Annotated in this window: 17 protein-coding genes and 1 tRNA gene; 6 read left to right on the top strand and 12 right to left on the bottom strand. The window is 52.4% G+C overall.

Annotated features, from left to right (window positions below; genetic code table 11):
- Positions 1-276: 276 nt before the first annotated feature.
- The gene (gene infA / locus OGV80_RS17685; RefSeq protein ID WP_002211347.1) at positions 277-495 is read left to right on the top strand and encodes a translation initiation factor IF-1; all 219 of its coding nucleotides are present in this window, start codon (positions 277-279) and stop codon (positions 493-495) included.
- Positions 496-574: 79 nt separating this feature from the next.
- Here infA and OGV80_RS17690 read toward each other — a convergent pair whose 3' ends face one another.
- Positions 575-1,486: a LysR family transcriptional regulator gene (locus OGV80_RS17690; protein ID WP_087051494.1), complete on the bottom strand. Its 912-nt coding sequence runs from the start codon at positions 1,484-1,486 to the stop codon at positions 575-577.
- Between the two features lie 108 nt (positions 1,487-1,594).
- Here OGV80_RS17690 and OGV80_RS17695 point away from each other — a divergent pair, with 108 nt between their 5' ends.
- From OGV80_RS17695 to OGV80_RS17705, 3 genes are all read left to right on the top strand, one after another.
- On the top strand, positions 1,595-2,455 hold the full coding sequence (locus tag OGV80_RS17695) for a pirin family protein (RefSeq protein WP_047412377.1): 861 nt from the start codon (positions 1,595-1,597) through the stop codon (positions 2,453-2,455).
- Between the two features lie 16 nt (positions 2,456-2,471).
- Entirely contained in the window at positions 2,472-3,149 is a 678-nt protein-coding gene (locus OGV80_RS17700; protein ID WP_043015737.1) for an isochorismatase family protein, read from the top strand.
- Positions 3,150-3,298: 149 nt separating this feature from the next.
- Positions 3,299-3,386 (top strand) — tRNA-Ser (locus tag OGV80_RS17705).
- Between the two features lie 319 nt (positions 3,387-3,705).
- On the opposite strand, the gene rlmC is transcribed toward OGV80_RS17705, so the two are convergent.
- From rlmC to OGV80_RS17755, 10 genes are all read right to left on the bottom strand, one after another.
- Positions 3,706-4,836, bottom strand: coding sequence for a 23S rRNA (uracil(747)-C(5))-methyltransferase RlmC (gene rlmC, locus OGV80_RS17710; RefSeq protein ID WP_286515429.1), 1,131 nt, complete (start codon positions 4,834-4,836; stop codon positions 3,706-3,708).
- Positions 4,837-5,002: 166 nt separating this feature from the next.
- Positions 5,003-5,491 (bottom strand): YbjO family protein, encoded by a 489-nt coding sequence (locus tag OGV80_RS17715; protein ID WP_087052946.1) that lies wholly within the window; start codon positions 5,489-5,491, stop codon positions 5,003-5,005.
- A 59-nt stretch (positions 5,492-5,550) separates the two neighbouring features.
- Positions 5,551-6,396, bottom strand: a complete 846-nt coding sequence (gene potI, locus OGV80_RS17720; protein ID WP_003831669.1) for a putrescine ABC transporter permease PotI — start codon at positions 6,394-6,396, stop codon at positions 5,551-5,553.
- Complete coding sequence (potH, locus tag OGV80_RS17725; RefSeq protein WP_043015734.1) at positions 6,393-7,346, bottom strand: putrescine ABC transporter permease PotH; 954 nt, start codon at positions 7,344-7,346, stop codon at positions 6,393-6,395. The genes potI and potH overlap by 4 nt, the downstream gene beginning before the upstream one ends.
- Positions 7,347-7,355: 9 nt before the next feature.
- Positions 7,356-8,489: a putrescine ABC transporter ATP-binding subunit PotG gene (potG, locus tag OGV80_RS17730; RefSeq protein ID WP_043015733.1), complete on the bottom strand. Its 1,134-nt coding sequence runs from the start codon at positions 8,487-8,489 to the stop codon at positions 7,356-7,358.
- A 138-nt stretch (positions 8,490-8,627) separates the two neighbouring features.
- Positions 8,628-9,740 carry a spermidine/putrescine ABC transporter substrate-binding protein PotF gene (gene potF, locus OGV80_RS17735; RefSeq protein ID WP_080625475.1) on the bottom strand — a complete coding sequence of 371 codons (1,113 nt, stop codon included), beginning with the start codon at positions 9,738-9,740 and terminating at the stop codon, positions 8,628-8,630.
- Positions 9,741-10,173: 433 nt separating this feature from the next.
- Positions 10,174-10,650, bottom strand: a complete 477-nt coding sequence (locus OGV80_RS17740; RefSeq protein WP_047412390.1) for a type III secretion system chaperone family protein — start codon at positions 10,648-10,650, stop codon at positions 10,174-10,176.
- Between the two features lie 90 nt (positions 10,651-10,740).
- Positions 10,741-11,643 (bottom strand): 30S ribosomal protein S6--L-glutamate ligase, encoded by a 903-nt coding sequence (rimK, locus tag OGV80_RS17745; protein ID WP_043015730.1) that lies wholly within the window; start codon positions 11,641-11,643, stop codon positions 10,741-10,743.
- A gap of 59 nt (positions 11,644-11,702) precedes the next feature.
- Positions 11,703-12,425: a nitroreductase NfsA gene (gene nfsA, locus OGV80_RS17750; protein ID WP_087052945.1), complete on the bottom strand. Its 723-nt coding sequence runs from the start codon at positions 12,423-12,425 to the stop codon at positions 11,703-11,705.
- On the bottom strand, positions 12,409-12,699 hold the full coding sequence (locus tag OGV80_RS17755; protein WP_080625477.1) for a YbjC family protein: 291 nt from the start codon (positions 12,697-12,699) through the stop codon (positions 12,409-12,411). Before OGV80_RS17755 ends, nfsA begins: the two co-directional genes overlap by 17 nt.
- Positions 12,700-12,871: 172 nt before the next feature.
- On the opposite strand from OGV80_RS17755, the gene OGV80_RS17760 reads away from it, so the two are divergent.
- Complete coding sequence (locus OGV80_RS17760; protein WP_016152408.1) at positions 12,872-13,135, top strand: GrxA family glutaredoxin; 264 nt, start codon at positions 12,872-12,874, stop codon at positions 13,133-13,135.
- A gap of 34 nt (positions 13,136-13,169) precedes the next feature.
- On the opposite strand, the gene OGV80_RS17765 is transcribed toward OGV80_RS17760, so the two are convergent.
- Complete coding sequence (locus OGV80_RS17765) at positions 13,170-13,550, bottom strand: inner membrane protein YbjM (protein ID WP_043015727.1); 381 nt, start codon at positions 13,548-13,550, stop codon at positions 13,170-13,172.
- Positions 13,551-13,820: 270 nt separating this feature from the next.
- On the opposite strand from OGV80_RS17765, the gene OGV80_RS17770 reads away from it, so the two are divergent.
- Positions 13,821-15,506 (top strand): aspartate:alanine antiporter, encoded by a 1,686-nt coding sequence (locus OGV80_RS17770; protein WP_043015726.1) that lies wholly within the window; start codon positions 13,821-13,823, stop codon positions 15,504-15,506.
- Positions 15,507-15,694: the final 188 nt, after the last annotated feature.

The following is a 15,694-nucleotide window of genomic DNA, read 5'->3' on the forward strand; positions in this document are numbered from 1 at the left end:
CGGCACATTTTTTGTCGGGGTGTTATAATTGTCGCGCAGAGTTGGTTTAGCCCATTACCCCGCCGCCGTTAAGGAACAGTTCGCGTCAGGCAACGCCTATCGTTTATCTCCTCGTTCCCTTACACGTTGCGCTTTAAGTGCAGCTTTGCTGTGTGGTTAGAGTAATGCGCCAAACCCGATTTGCTGTGTTTTAAACGCACAAATCTTTACTTATTAAAAGAACTTCGGCATTATCTTGCCGGTTCAAATTACGGTAGTGATACCCCAGAGGATTAGATGGCCAAAGAAGACAATATTGAAATGCAGGGTACCGTTCTCGATACGTTACCTAATACCATGTTCCGCGTAGAGTTAGAAAACGGTCACGTGGTTACTGCACACATCTCCGGTAAAATGCGTAAAAACTATATCCGCATCCTGACGGGCGACAAAGTGACTGTTGAGCTGACCCCGTACGACCTGAGCAAAGGCCGCATTGTCTTCCGTAGTCGCTGATTGTTTTTAACGCCCGAATGGCGTCCAGATTATAAAAGGTCGGTTTAACCGGCCTTTTTTGTGGGCTGAGGTCAGGTATTTAATCCTCAATCATCCGCGCATATTCTTCCGTTAAGAAATCCACTAATGCGCGCACTGAAGGTAATAATCCCCTGCGTGATGGGAAGACGGCGTGAATAATTTCTCGCTTAGGTTCCCAGCCGTCAAGCAACGCGACCAGTTCACCCTCGGCTAATTGATCTTTTACCATCAACTGCGGAAGTTGCACAACACCTACGCCAGCGACTGCGGCTTCACGTAACGCCAGCATATCGGTGGTAATCATTCGCGGCGTGAAATGTACCTCTGCCCGCGCACCCTGCGGGCCAAATAACTCCCACCGATGCACATGTTTACCTGAGGCCAGACTCAGGCCCGGCCAGCGTGTCAGCTCCGCCGGAGAGTGTAGCGCCCCCATTTGCTCAATTAACTGCGGACTGGCATATAAACGATGTCCCCTGTCCGCCAGCACGCGCATCACCAGATCGCTATCCTCAAATGGCCGGGGCCTGACGCGGATCGCCACGTCCAGGCCTTCTCCAACAACGTCCACGCGGCGGTTAGTGGCCTCCAGTTGTACGGATACGTCAGGATAACGCGCCATAAAACGGGCAAGCATTGGCCCGATATGCACATGCAGCAACGTAACAGGACAAGTCAGCTTCACAATCCCACGCGGTTCAACCTGTAACGCGGCGATGGCATCCTGCGCCGCCTGCGCTTCAACCAACATCGCCTTACAGTGTTCGTAAAAGGTTTGCCCAACTTCCGTCACGTTAAACTGGCGGGTGGTTCGCTGAATCAGTCGGACTCCCAGCCTCTCTTCCAGTTGCGCTATACGTCGGCTCAGTTTTGATTTTGGTTCATCAAGCGCCCTACCCGCCGCTGCAAATCCCCCTTCCTCTACAACATGCACAAACCATGCAAAATCATTGAGATCCGGCTTCGTCATTTTATTGTCCTATTAATGAGACAGTGAGGATTATTTTAGCTACTACTCAGCTCGCTGTCATGAATATAAGCTTATTCACATCAAGACAACGCCTTAGAGGAGACACATATGAAACAAGTAACAGGCGTCTACACCGCACCTCGCCCACACTGGGTTGGCGATGGATTTCCGGTCCGCTCGATGTTCTCTTACCAGTCTCATGCTGAGCAACTAAGCCCGTTCCTGCTGCTGGATTACGCCGGTCCGCATACATTCACTCCGGGTAACGAAAAACGCGGCGTAGGCGAACACCCGCACCGTGGTTTTGAGACGGTGACCATCGTTTACAGCGGCGAAGTTGAACACCGTGATTCAACCGGTCGCGGCGGCATTATCGGCCCCGGCGACGTGCAGTGGATGACTGCCGGTGCAGGAATATTACACGAAGAGTTCCATTCACCTGAATTTACCCGTCAGGGTGGCGAACTGGAAATGGTGCAACTGTGGGTCAATCTACCGGCAAAAGACAAAATGGCCGTACCGGGTTATCAGGGCATCAGCAGCGATGTTATTCCGACCGTCGCCCTGCCCAATGAAGCAGGCAGCGTTCGTGTGATTGCAGGCAGCTATCAGGATACGAAAGGCCCGGCACATACTTTTTCGCCGCTGAACGTCTGGGATATGCGCCTGCAACGTAATCATCAGCTTACGTTGTCCCAGCCTGAAGGATGGAGCACCGCCCTGGTGGTATTAAAAGGCAATATCACCGTAAACGGCACCACGTCTGCCAGCGAAGCGCAACTGGTGGTGCTAAGCCAGCAGGGCAAGACGCTACACATTGAAGCCACCAGCGACGCCAGCGTGCTGCTGCTGTCTGGCGAGCCGTTGAACGAGCCGATTGTGGGTTACGGTCCGTTTGTGATGAACACGAAACAAGAAATCGCTGAAGCCGTACGCGATTTTAACTCCGGCCGCTTTGGCCAAATCTGAATCGAAGGAGAAGAATATGTCCAGTCCTGCAAACTTTAATGGCTCACGTCCGGTCATCGATGTGAATGATTCCGTCATGCTGCTTATCGATCATCAGAGCGGGCTGTTCCAGACCGTCGGCGATATGCCAATGCCAGAACTGCGTGCGCGTGCCGCCGCGCTGGCTAAAATGGCGACCCTGGCAAAGATGCCGGTGATTACCACGGCATCCGTACCACAGGGGCCTAACGGTCCATTGATTCCAGAGATCCACGCCAATGCGCCGCATGCCCAATACGTGGCGCGTAAAGGTGAAATCAACGCCTGGGATAACGAGGACTTCGTGAAAGCGGTCAAAGCGACGGGGCGTAAAACGCTGATTATCGCCGGTACGATTACCAGCGTGTGCATGGCTTTCCCGGCCATCAGCGCGGTTGCGGAAGGCTACAAGGTTTTCGCTGTGATAGACGCTTCCGGTACTTACAGCAAAATGGCGCAGGAAATCACCCTGGCTCGCGTTGTTCAGGCTGGTGTCGTGCCAATGGATACTGCCGCCGTCGCTTCTGAAATTCAGGGTACATGGAACCGTGAAGACGCCGCCGAATGGGCGGAAGTGTATACCAAAGTCTTCCCGGCTTATCAGCTGCTGATCGAGAGCTACGGCAAAGCTCAGGAAGTCGTGACTAACGGCGAAAAACTGGACTCTCAGCGCTAATCCTATCCTCCGCGCCAGCCCGGGCGGAGGAATGTGTACATTGCGTAACCAAACGAGAGTGAACACGTAAATTCTGCTTGACCGTTTTAGCGCAACTCCCTATAGTAGCGCCCCGTTGCCCCCCAAGCGGTCAGGCAGCAATACAATATGGTGAGGTGTCCGAGTGGCTGAAGGAGCACGCCTGGAAAGTGTGTATACGGCAACGTATCCGGGGTTCGAATCCCCGCCTCACCGCCATATTTTAAGAAGAGCTCGTACGCAAGTACGGGCTTTTTTTTCGCATGTTGCACATCTGCGGGGGGATGAGAAACCCCGACCGGGGTTCGACTACTGGCGTAGCCAGTTGGACAGACCGGGAGCGCAGCGAACGGGCTGCCCCAAAGGGGCGAGCGAAGCGAGTCAATCCCCGCCTCACCGCCATATTTTAAGAAGAGCTCGTACGCAAGTACGGGCTTTTTTTTCGCATGTTGCATTTGCCGGATACGGCGCTTCGCTTAATAAACCTACTAATGACGAACAGCCTGTAGGCCTGATAAGCGAAGCGCCATCAGGCAAGTTAGTTTTGTCGGCTGAGAAGCGTTAATACTTCGTAGTGCGCGGTGTGTGGAAACATATCGAAAAGCTGGACACGTTCAATGCGATATCCAGACAACTCGCGAATATCCTTCGCCATGGTTTGGGCATTACAGCTGGAATAAACGATAAAACGCGGCGCCATGCGGGAAAGAAAATCACACAGCGGCTTTCCAATCCCCCGACGCGGCGGATTCACCAGCACCAGGTCAGGCACTTCGCCCTGGGCGGTAGCAAACTGGGTCGAATCCAGCGCCTGAAAATGCAGATTCTGCAGCCCAAGCTCCTGCGCAGACTGTTTCGCACAGGCAATCGCCTCTGGTGCAATTTCAATCCCCGTCAGTTTCATCTGCGGTGTGGCGCAGTGCAGACCAAAGCCCCCGACGCCGCAAAACAGATCCCACATATGATTAACCGGAAGCTGACGCACCCAGTCGCGCGCCGTGGCATATAAATGCCCCGCCACCACCGGGTTGGTCTGGAAAAAGCTCTGCGGGCGGATCCACAACGGCACATCGTTAAAGCGTTCCGCCAGCGCCTGTCGTTCCGTCAGGAAGATTTCACTCTCCCCTTCCATAATCGCCATATGCACAGGCTGAATATTGGCGGTGATCACTTTTAACTGCGGCAGCTGTGCCTGTAACCATGGCAGCGCCGCGCGCAGTTGGGCCAGTTTTGCCTCGGAACGCAGGACAAAACGCAGCATCATGCCGCCATCGAACCGGCTTTCCGTTAACAGCAGATACTTCAGCTCCCCGCGTTTACGCGCCACGTTATAGGGCGTTAACCCCGCACGGGCGATAAACGGTTTGAGCGCGGCAAATACGGGCGCAAAAGACGCAGGATAGAGCGGACAGTCGCACAAATCCTCCGGCGTACCGTCACGATGCAGCATCCCCAGCAGCGGTTTTTCCACGCTGCCGCTGACCACCATTTTGGCTTTATTACGAAAAGCGCTTTCCGGGCCGCTGACCGGCGCGCACCATTCTCCGACCGGATAATCAGCCAGTAGATTCTGCAGATCGGCTGTTTTTGAGAGGAGTTGATCGGCGACTGGCTGTGTTATCCACTGACAGGAGCGACAGCGTTCGGCGTCATAAAGTGCGCACTGCATACAAAAACCTACAAATTAACAGGGGGCCAAGATTATATACCCGTCATACTTCAAGTTACAGGTGCGTTGGCTGTGCTCACTCCCCCCAGTCACTTACTTATGTAAGCTCCTGGGGATTCATTCTCTTGCCGCCTTCCTGTAACTCGAATTATTTAGGGTATTAACGTTATTGCAAACGGAAGAACCGTCTGCTGGACGCAGGAACAAACAGCAGTAGTAACACCAGTATATCCGGCAATTTTTGCATCACCAGCGTACGCAGGATTTCACGCCTGGACTCCCCCGCAATACTGAACAGTTCCGGGTATCCGTAGCCCAACGAAGCCGCCCACAGATAGACGCTAGCGATAATCTGGGTCAGCAGATAGATCCAGCGCGCCCAGTTTCGTCCTTTGACCAGCGAAAATGCGCAGTAAATTTCGACAAACAGCAGCACCAGGCTACCCAGAAACACCAGCGTCAAATTCCAGGTCTGTACGCTGCGATGAATAAATTCGCTGGTTCCGCGAAACCCGAGCGTATTAAAAATCATCAACAGATCGAGACAGCGGATCATAATAATAGCCAGCGCCGCCACCTGCACCAAAGCAGGGACGTTTAAGCGGGCATGTGATGTGGATGATTTCTTAAAAAATCCCAACGCGTCGTCTTCCATGAAAACGGCGCAGCCACCACAGCTGCGCCGTATAGACAGGTTGGCAGATTTTAGTTTTTTCAGCCACGTCTTGCACGTTGGATATCGCGAATCCGTTGTTTTTCTGTTCGCGCCATCAGATACCACGCGATAAATCCGATAATTCCTACCACGCCAAGTATCAGCGTCGCCAGCGCGTTGATCTCCGGATTAACCCCCATACGTACGCTGGAGAACACCAGCATCGGTAACGTTGTGGCGCCAGGACCAGAGACAAAGCTGGCAATAACCAGGTCATCGAGCGACAGCGTAAAGGCCAGCAGCCACCCGGAGATCACCGCCGGCATAATCATCGGCAGCGTGATGACGAAAAAGACCTTCAGCGGCGTGGCACCAAGGTCCATTGCCGCTTCTTCAATGGAGTGATCCAGTTCGCGCAAACGTGAAGAGATGACCACCGCGACATAGGCCGTGCAGAAGGTGACGTGCGCCAGCCAGATGGTCAACATACCGCGATCCGCAGGCCAGCCGATGGCGTGCGCCAGTGCCACAAACAGCAGCAGCAGCGACAAACCGGTAATGACATCGGGCATAACCAGCGGCGCGGTGATCATAAAGGCGAAACCATTCGAACCACGAAAACGACCAAAGCGCACCATGACCACGGCGGCTATGGTTCCGAGGATTGCCGCCATCGTTGCAGCGCCCGCGGCAATCGTTAAGCTCATGCCGACGGCGCTTATCATCGCGCTATCGTGGAAAAGCTCACCATACCAACGGGTTGACCAACCCGCCCATACCGTCACCAGCTTCGAGCTGTTAAACGAATAGATGACCAACATCAGCATCGGCGCGTACAGGAAGGTAAAGCCCAGCACCAGGATAAAAATACGCCACGGCGAGCGAACGACCGGTAAGTTATTCATCCGTGTTCCCCCACGCTTTTTTGCTGATATTTGTGGAACCACATGATCGGCACAATCAGTAGCAACAACATAATAATGGCGACGGCAGAAGCCACCGGCCAGTCGCGGTTATTGAAAAACTCCTGCCAAAGTACACGGCCAATCATAATGCTGTCCGGGCCACCCAGCAGTTCCGGGATCACAAACTCCCCAACAGCCGGAATAAACACCAGCATTGACCCTGCGATAATCCCGCCCTTGGTCAACGGCACGATCACGCTAAAGAAGGTTTTCAACGGTCGGGCGCCTAAATCGAGCGCCGCTTCCACCAGCGAGTAATCAATACGCGTCAGCGCGGTATAAATCGGCAGCACCATAAAGGGCAAATAGGCGTAAACAATACCGATATAAACCGCCAGATTGGTATGCAGGATCGTCAACGGCTGGTCGATAACACCCAGCCACATCAGGAAGTTGTTCAACACGCCGTTATTTTTCAGGATCCCCATCCAGGCGTAAACACGAATCAAAAACGACGTCCAGGACGGCAGGATCACCAGCAGCAACAGAATATTGCGCGTCGAGGGCTTGCTGTGCGCGACCGCCCATGCCAGCGGATACCCCAGCAGCAGGCAACAGACAGTCGAAACTCCCGCCACCTGCAACGATTGCAGGTACGCATCAAAATAGAGCGGATCGTCCGTCAGTTGCAGGAAATTTCCTAAGTTGAGCGTGATGGAGAGCTGACCATCAGCCCATGAAACGAGGTCGGTATACGGTGGAATAGCGCGCGCCATTTCAGCCAAACTGATTTTGAAGACGATCAGAAACGGCAGCAGGAACAGGAGCAATAGCCACACATACGGCAGCGCGATCACCAGCTTGCGCCCGTGCTTCATTTGCAGCCGCGACATAAACAGCGTGAATCGCCCCGCTTTATCTACGCGTGCCGGAGGTTCAAGTGTACTCATCTTCGCTCCTTAAACCGTCAACACCACACAACTGTCCGCATCCCAACATAAACGGACTTCGTCACCCCAGGTTGGTAATCCTTTGCGATAACGATGTTCATTTTGTAGCTGAGCGCTCAGCATTTGGCCACTTTTCAAACGTACGTGGTACACCGACAAATCACCCAGGTAGGCAATGTGCACCACTTCGCCTACCGCGAAGTTATATCCCTCTGGCGGAGGAGCTTCGCAGAGCATAATTTTTTCCGGGCGCAGCGCAACATACACCGGGACGTTATCGACAACAGAAGCATCGGCGTCAACTTTCAGTGGATGCACCAGACCTGGAGACTCAATAACCAGACCATCTTCCTGCCGTTCTTTCAGCAGCCCCTCAAAGACGTTAACCGAACCGATAAACTCTGCGCTGTAACGCGTGGTCGGATGCTCGTAGATCTCTTCCGGTTCGCCGATCTGGACAAATTTGCCACGGTTCATGATCGCAATGCGCCCCGCCATCGTCATGGCTTCTTCCTGATCGTGCGTCACCATCACGCAGGTCACGCCGACGCGTTCAAGAATATCCACCACTTCCAGTTGCATGCGGTCACGGAGCTTTTTATCCAGCGCTCCCATCGGTTCATCCAACAGCAGCAGCTTCGGCCTTTTCGCCAGGCTACGCGCCAACGCCACACGCTGGCGTTGACCGCCAGAAAGCTGATGCGGTTTACGTTTGGCAAACTCCTGCATATGCACCAGGCCCAGCATCTCATTCACCCGGCTGGCGATTTCAGCCTTCGGCAGTTTGTCCTGCTTGAGGCCAAAGGCAATGTTTTGCTCTACCGTCATATGCGGAAACAAGGCATAGGATTGAAACATCATATTAATCGGACGTAGATAAGGCGGAACGTGCGCTAAATCGACGCCATCAAGCATAATTTGCCCGGTTGTCGGCTGTTCAAATCCCGCCAGCATCCGCAGCAGGGTCGATTTGCCACAGCCGGACGCGCCGAGCAGAGCAAATATTTCACCTTTGTAGATAGTAAGATTGACGTCATCAACGGCGTGCTGACCGTCAAATGACTTGGTCAGATTGCGAATTTCAAGCAGCGGGGTCAGCGCCTTGCGGATTTTCGCTTGTGGGCGTGGGGTTGCATCATTCACTCAGGTGCTCTCCGGCATAAAACAAAGAAACGGTGCAAATAACGCACCACGGTGGTGCGTATTGCCGGGTTTTGTGTGTCCGGGATCGATACTGCCCGGCAGGCGTAAATCCTGCCGGGTCACGTCCCATACATCAGGTTATTTTCCGCTTTTTACCTTCGTCCAGGCGCGAGTACGGACACGATCGATCTTCGGATCCTGAACTTTCAGCGTGAACAGCTTGGCGCGAACATCCGCAGGCGGGTAAATGCCCGGGTTGTCACGAACTTCCTGGCTGACCAGTGCTGTCGCTTCTTTGTTGGCATTGGCATAGAACACGTGGTCGGAAATATGCGCAATCACATCAGGGCGCAGCAGGTAGTTAAGGAACTGATAGGCTTCATCTTTGTTTTTCGCATCGGCTGGCATCGCGAACACGTCAAAGAACGCCATTGCACCTTCTTTAGGAATGGAGAATGAGATATTGACGCCATTTTTCGCTTCTTTCGCACGGTTTGCTGCCTGCCATACGTCCCCGGCCCAGCCGATCGCGACGCAGGTATCACCGTTTGCCAGGTCGTTGATGTACTGCGAGGAGTGGAAATAGCGAATATTCGGACGCAGTTTTAGCAGCAGATCCGTTGCCGGCCCGGTGTAATCATCCGCTTTGGTACTGTTTGGGTCTTTACCCAAATAGTTCAGCACCGTGGCGAACACCTCTTCGGGAGCATCAAGGAAAGAGACGCCGCAGCTTTTGAGTTTTTCCAGATTTTCTGGCTTGAGGATCAAATCCCAGCTATCAACCGGCGCATCCGGCCCCAGCACCGCTTTGACTTTATCCACGTTATAGCCAATGCCGGTCGTGGCCCACATGTACGGCATCGCAAACTTGTTGTCCGGATCGTGTTTACCCACCAGCTTTAGCAGTTCAGGATCGAGGTTTTTCCAGCCCGGCAATTTGCTCTTATCCAGCGGCTGAAAGACGCCTGCAGTCAGTTGACGCTCAAGGAAACTGGCGGATGGAACAACAAGGTCAAAGCCGGTACTGCCAGCCATGAGCTTACCTTCCAGCACTTCATTGGAATCAAATACGTCATAGATAACCTTAATTCCGGTCTCTTTTTCAAAATTAGCCACCGTATCCGGGGCAATATAATCAGACCAGTTATAAATATGCAGCGTTTTTTGTTCAGCAGCGAGCGTACCGGCAGAGATAGCCATCAGAGTGCCCGCAACCAGGCCTGATAACCATTTTTTATTTAAGGCGGTCATAATCTCTTTCCTTCTGAAAGTTCGTTAACAAACGAACAAAAATGTCACACTCTAATCATATGCAAGAAACGTGCATATTCTTTCATGCGGCACCAATGAAAAGAGAGGCCTCTCCTCACGCCGCTATTGCTCGCTGGCATCCGCCTATGCATTCAACATACATTGTGGCCGCAGCTCAGGTCACAAGGGGCTGTTTAAATGATGGCGTTGGTAAGCTTCGCAAGAATAACTTTAGCCAGGAATTGTGGATATAGCCCAGATTAAAAAACGTCTTTTATCAATTTTTTATGCAAGAATTGTCTATGACATAAAGCGGAATGCGCTGAATCGAGGTGAATAATTCTTTAATGAAAGGTTAAACGCAGAATAAAAACGGGCAATACGCAACCGCTCTGGCAGCGGCTGCGCAATATATGTCCAGATTCAGGAAGAATTAATGGAGGAAATGAACTTCAGCGCTGCTGTTTTGCGCATCTTCTTCAGCGTTAAATAACAGCTGATGCGCACCGGCTTCGAGGATCACCATCGATATTTGCTCTTCACTCTGGCGAACAAAATATTCAAACTGCTCAAACGTCACGCCTGGCGTAACGGATAAAGACTGGCAAACCACCAGCTTTGGCAGATTATCATCCTGCATATCCAGAAAGGCTTTCACCGTCAGTGAACTGGCATTAATCGCAGACAGGTCGGCGGCCAGTGGCAGCAGTGCAGAAGGTCTGACTTCCGCCATCGCGGAAAACAGAATGACGTTATCGACCAAATCAACTTTTGCATCAAAGATGCCGTCAAAATTCTGCATATGCGGCAAATGCAGCGCCTGACAGGTATCGCATTCAAAAAAACTCATGCCCAGGTCGTCGAGCCATTGACGCAACGTATCCAGAGTGGGAACGACCAGTGATGTCATAATAATGTGCGACCTCTATTGATGAAAAAAATACCGGCACAGCTTACGCAAAAAGATCGTGTCATACCACGATCGAAATCGATATTGTGCTTAGCCGCCGATTTTAAGGCAAAATTCAGGCGTAGCGTGACGCTCGATCCACTGGATCATCTTGCCTGCAATATCTATTCCGGTGGTTTTCTCCACCCCTTCAAGTCCGGGAGACGCGTTGACTTCCATAACCAGCGGCCCACGTTCAGCGCGCAGAATATCAACGCCTGCAACGTCCAGGCCCATTGTCTGAGCGGCTTTGAGCGCAATTTCTCTTTCGCGCGGCGTAATGTTCGCAATCGTGGCAACCCCGCCGCGATGGAGATTAGAACGAAAATCGCCCTCTTTCGCCCGGCGCTCAATGGCCGCCACCACCTCGTCACCTACCACGAAACAGCGAATATCTCGCCCTTTCGCTTCTTTGATATATTCCTGAACCAGAATATGGGCATTCAACCCACGAAAGGCATCCACCACGCTTTCTGCGGCCTGGCGCGTTTCCGCCAGTACCACGCCAATCCCCTGCGTGCCTTCAACCAGCTTCACCACCAGCGGCGCGCCGCCAACCATATCAATCATATCGCTGGTATCGTCCGGAGAGTGGGCGATCCCGGTGATGGGTAAATCGATGCCCTGACGCGCCAGCAACTGCAGCGAACGCAGCTTGTCGCGCGCCCGTGTAATCGCTACTGATTCATTCAGCGGATAGCTACCCAGCATCTCAAACTGGCGCAACGCCGCCGTACCGTAAAAGGTAATCGCTGAACCAATCCTTGGGATCACCGCGTCGAAATGGGGAAGCTGCCGGCCCTTGTAATGAATAGAGGACGCCGCCGGGCTAATGTTCATATAGCAAGAAAGGGGATCGATAATTTCTACCAGGTGACCGCGATGCATCGCCGCTTCACGCAGGCGTTTACAAGAATAGAGCGTTCCGTCCCGGGATAAAATGGCAATTTTCACCCTGCACCTCTCTGAATGACCTGGTAAAAGCTGGCGTATCATACACTGGGTTAAAATCTTTAGCGCGTGGCCCATCCCTGTTTATGCAAATATTCCAGGATAAAGGGGCGACTTTCTTTAATGATGGTACGGCGAATATGGTCGCTCCAGGTGTCACGGCGCGTATTACTGCCTCGGGTCAGATAGTACTGCGCGAGCTGCTCATCATATTGCGACAAAGCCTCTTTATTGAGCGGCTGATACTGGTTTTCGTGCACCACAAGCGATGCGGGCAGACGCGGCTTGATATCCGGGTTATCGGCAGGCCAGCCGAGACACAGCCCAAACAGCGGCAGAACGTGTTGCGGAAGCTTCAGCAGTTCGGTGACTGGCTCAATGTTGTTACGCAGGCCGCCAATAAACACGCCGCCAAGCCCCAAAGACTCTGCAGCTGTTAGCGCGTTTTGCGCCATCATCGCGGTATCAACCACGCCCAGCAGCAGTTGTTCCGCCAACCCGAGTTGCGCGTCAGGGCAAATCTGCAAATGGCGATTAAAATCAGCGCAAAATACCCAGAATTCAGCGGCCTGCGCCACATGTTTTTGTCCACCGGATAAAGTAGCCAGTGATTCACGCAGGGCTTTATCCGTTATGCGAACAATCGTCGAGCACTGTAAAAAACTGGAACTTGATGTACCCTGAGCGGCGGCAATTATCGCCTCTCGCTGCGCATCCGAAATGGTATCATCGGTGAAATGGCGAATGGAACGATGGCTACGAAGTAGATCAATGGTTGGCGTCATCTCTTTTTTCTCTGTCTGAACGGGAAGAATCGCCGGGGGCTCGTGACATCAGCTGCGGCGCAAGCCGTTGAGCAATACGCCACGTTAATACCACCGCAGCGGGGAGCATCAGCAGCACACCCAGAAATATCATCACCACGCAGGCTAACGGACTGCTAAGCGGCGCGGGTAAAGAGAGGTAATCGTTAAGCGATAGCAACGCCAGCGATAACAAAACCATCCCTATGATTTCCAGCATCAATACGCTTTTGGGTAATGTACCAATTGTGCGCATAAGCGGCCTCCCGGCAAAATGGCTTTCATTATAAAACGTTCCGGCTTGTCGTGTTTAACAGTTATAGCTTGAGGATATCAAAGCAACAGGCTGAACCTGCTTTTCATCCGTCACAAATCGCGGCATCATAAACAGTATTGCCATCCGGCCTGATAAGTTCGAGGAGAGAGAGATGTTTGCCGTTATTTTTGGTCGTCCAGGGTGCCCGTATTGCGTGCGCGCAAAAGAATTAGCAGAAAAATTAAGCAATGAGCATGACGATTTTAACTTCCGCTACATTGATATCCATGCCGAAGGTATTACGAAAGCCGATCTGGAAAAGACGGTAGGTAAGCCAGTCGAAACCGTTCCGCAGATTTTTGTTGATCAAAAACACATCGGCGGCTGCACGGATTTTGAAGCGTGGGCAAAAGAGAACATGAATCTGTTCGCCTGATAGCTGTTTCTACGCCCTCCGCTGGAGGGCGTCATCAGTTCTTTTTCCGTCGTTGATGCTGATTGAACAGGCTACTGATAAACAAAAAACATAATGCGCCAAGCGCGCACCAAAACACCGCACTAAACAACCACGCCAGCTCTTGCCACAATGAACGCGTCGGCATAAAAACGAACCGCATCAGTAACAGACAGCACGGCGCCGCCAACATGGCACCAAGAAGGGGTTTGAGCACCTCCCGACGATGGGAGAAAAAACTTGCTGCAGCACCAGGCAGGATAAAAAACAACAATCCGACCTCAGGATGCCCTGCCGCCCTGAATGCCCCTTTCACGTTCAGCGTTAATGAAAGACACACCACAATAAAGAGCACAAAGCAGCAGACCGCACCCGCCCAACTTTGCTTATGTTTCAATCGTTCCTCCTGACACATTCTCTATCGAACACTCTTTTCGCCCGCAGGCGTCCAGTCAGATAAAGTAACCTGGCATTCCATGCCAAAAACACACTCACACGATTCTTATAGCCGTTGATACGTAATGAGATTAAACTAGCCGCATATATTGTTACGCTGCATTATTCGGGGCTGTGTACGAAGCTGTCGCCCCCTTAATTTCTGGCAAAAACATTAGCGTAAATTGCCATTTCTTTCAATAGCTTACTAGTAAACAAGAAGTTAGTCTCCGTGAATATAAACGTCGCAGATTTGTTAAATGGGAATTACATCCTGTTATTATTTGTGGTCCTGGCACTGGGCCTGTGTCTGGGTAAATTACGCCTGGGTTCAGTCCAACTCGGTAATTCCATTGGCGTTTTAGTGGTGTCCCTATTATTAGGTCAGCAGCACTTTAGTATTAACACTGACGCATTAAATCTCGGCTTTATGCTGTTTATTTTTTGTGTCGGCGTCGAAGCCGGCCCCAACTTTTTTTCGATTTTTTTTCGCGATGGGAAAAATTATCTAATGCTTGCTCTGGTGATGGTCGGTAGCGCAATGCTGATCGCCCTGGGGCTGGGTAAGCTATTTGGCTGGGACATCGGCCTGACGGCGGGTATGCTGGCTGGCTCGATGACCTCCACGCCGGTGCTGGTCGGCGCAGGTGACACCTTGCGCCATTCGGGAATGTCGGGAACATCGCTTTCAACCGCCCTTGATAACCTGAGCCTCGGCTACGCCCTCACCTATTTGATTGGTCTGGTCAGTCTGATTGTTGGTGCGCGTTACTTGCCAAAACTTCAGCATCAGGACCTGCAAACCAGCGCCCAACAAATCGCACGTGAACGGGGTCTGGACACAGACGCCAACCGCAAAGTGTATCTGCCGGTGATCCGCGCCTATCGCGTTGGTCCGGAGCTGGTGGCATGGGCCGATGGCAAAAATCTGCGCGAACTGGGTATCTATCGCCAGACCGGTTGTTATATTGAACGCATCCGTCGCAACGGCATCCTGGCCAACCCGGATGGCGACGCGGTACTGCAAATGGGCGATGAAATAGCCCTGGTGGGTTATCCGGACGCACATGCCCGCCTCGACCCCAGCTTCCGTAATGGGAAAGAGGTGTTCGATCGCGATCTGCTCGATATGCGCATCGTCACTGAAGAAATTGTGGTGAAAAACCACAATGCCGTTGGCCGTCGCCTGGCCCAGTTGAAATTGACCGACCACGGCTGTTTCCTCAACCGCGTGATCCGTAGCCAGATTGAAATGCCTATCGATGACAACGTCGTGCTTAATAAAGGTGATGTGCTACAGGTCAGTGGGGATGCCCGCCGCGTGAAAACCATTGCCGACCGTATCGGCTTCATTTCCATTCACAGTCAGGTGACCGATCTCCTGGCCTTCTGCGCCTTCTTTATCATCGGTCTGATGATCGGGATGATCACCTTCCAGTTCAGTAATTTCAGCTTCGGCATCGGGAATGCGGCTGGACTGCTGTTCGCCGGGATCATGCTGGGCTTCCTGCGTGCCAACCACCCAACGTTTGGCTATATCCCGCAGGGGGCGTTGAACATGGTCAAAGAGTTTGGCCTGATGGTATTTATGGCAGGCGTCGGTTTAAGCGCGGGCAGCGGCATTGGCAATGGCCTTGGCGTTGTCGGTGGTCAAATGCTGATTGCCGGTCTGGTGGTCAGCCTGGTGCCGGTTGTCATCTGTTTCTTGTTCGGTGCTTACGTATTACGTATGAACCGCGCCCTGCTGTTTGGCGCCATGATGGGCGCGCGTACCTGCGCTCCGGCAATGGAAATCATCAGCGACACGGCTCGCAGTAACATCCCCGCATTAGGCTATGCCGGGACCTACGCGATTGCCAACGTTCTGCTGACATTAGCGGGGACACTCATCGTCATTGTCTGGCCTGGCCTTGGTTAGCGCTGAGATTTACCCTTTAACGAAAATTTTTTGCAGGTAAGCAGAACTTTTCTTCAAGGCGTCAGTCATAACTATTGCCACTGCTTTTCTTTGATGTCCCCAATTTGTGGAGCCCATCAACCCCGCCGTTTTGGTTCAAGGTTGATGGGTTTTTTGTTGCCTGTATTTTGCCTCCCTCCTTCCTCCCA

The sequence above is a fragment of the Citrobacter sp. Ce119 genome (assembly GCF_030334525.1).
In the GTDB taxonomy this organism is placed as follows: Bacteria; Pseudomonadota; Gammaproteobacteria; order Enterobacterales; family Enterobacteriaceae; genus Citrobacter; species Citrobacter europaeus.

What these genes read in the sequence shown, in the direction of transcription:
- infA (WP_002211347.1), top strand. Translation starts at nt 277, where the DNA reads ATGGCCAAAGAAGACAATATTGAAATGCAGGGTACCGTTCTCGATACG.
- OGV80_RS17690 (WP_087051494.1), bottom strand. Translation starts at nt 1,486, where the DNA reads ATGACGAAGCCGGATCTCAATGATTTTGCATGGTTTGTGCATGTTGTA.
- OGV80_RS17695 (WP_047412377.1), top strand. Translation starts at nt 1,595, where the DNA reads ATGAAACAAGTAACAGGCGTCTACACCGCACCTCGCCCACACTGGGTT.
- OGV80_RS17700 (WP_043015737.1), top strand. Translation starts at nt 2,472, where the DNA reads ATGTCCAGTCCTGCAAACTTTAATGGCTCACGTCCGGTCATCGATGTG.
- rlmC (WP_286515429.1), bottom strand. Translation starts at nt 4,836, where the DNA reads ATGCAGTGCGCACTTTATGACGCCGAACGCTGTCGCTCCTGTCAGTGG.
- OGV80_RS17715 (WP_087052946.1), bottom strand. Translation starts at nt 5,491, where the DNA reads ATGGAAGACGACGCGTTGGGATTTTTTAAGAAATCATCCACATCACAT.
- potI (WP_003831669.1), bottom strand. Translation starts at nt 6,396, where the DNA reads ATGAATAACTTACCGGTCGTTCGCTCGCCGTGGCGTATTTTTATCCTG.
- potH (WP_043015734.1), bottom strand. Translation starts at nt 7,346, where the DNA reads ATGAGTACACTTGAACCTCCGGCACGCGTAGATAAAGCGGGGCGATTC.
- potF (WP_080625475.1), bottom strand. Translation starts at nt 9,740, where the DNA reads ATGACCGCCTTAAATAAAAAATGGTTATCAGGCCTGGTTGCGGGCACT.
- OGV80_RS17740 (WP_047412390.1), bottom strand. Translation starts at nt 10,650, where the DNA reads ATGACATCACTGGTCGTTCCCACTCTGGATACGTTGCGTCAATGGCTC.
- nfsA (WP_087052945.1), bottom strand. Translation starts at nt 12,425, where the DNA reads ATGACGCCAACCATTGATCTACTTCGTAGCCATCGTTCCATTCGCCAT.
- OGV80_RS17755 (WP_080625477.1), bottom strand. Translation starts at nt 12,699, where the DNA reads ATGCGCACAATTGGTACATTACCCAAAAGCGTATTGATGCTGGAAATC.
- OGV80_RS17760 (WP_016152408.1), top strand. Translation starts at nt 12,872, where the DNA reads ATGTTTGCCGTTATTTTTGGTCGTCCAGGGTGCCCGTATTGCGTGCGC.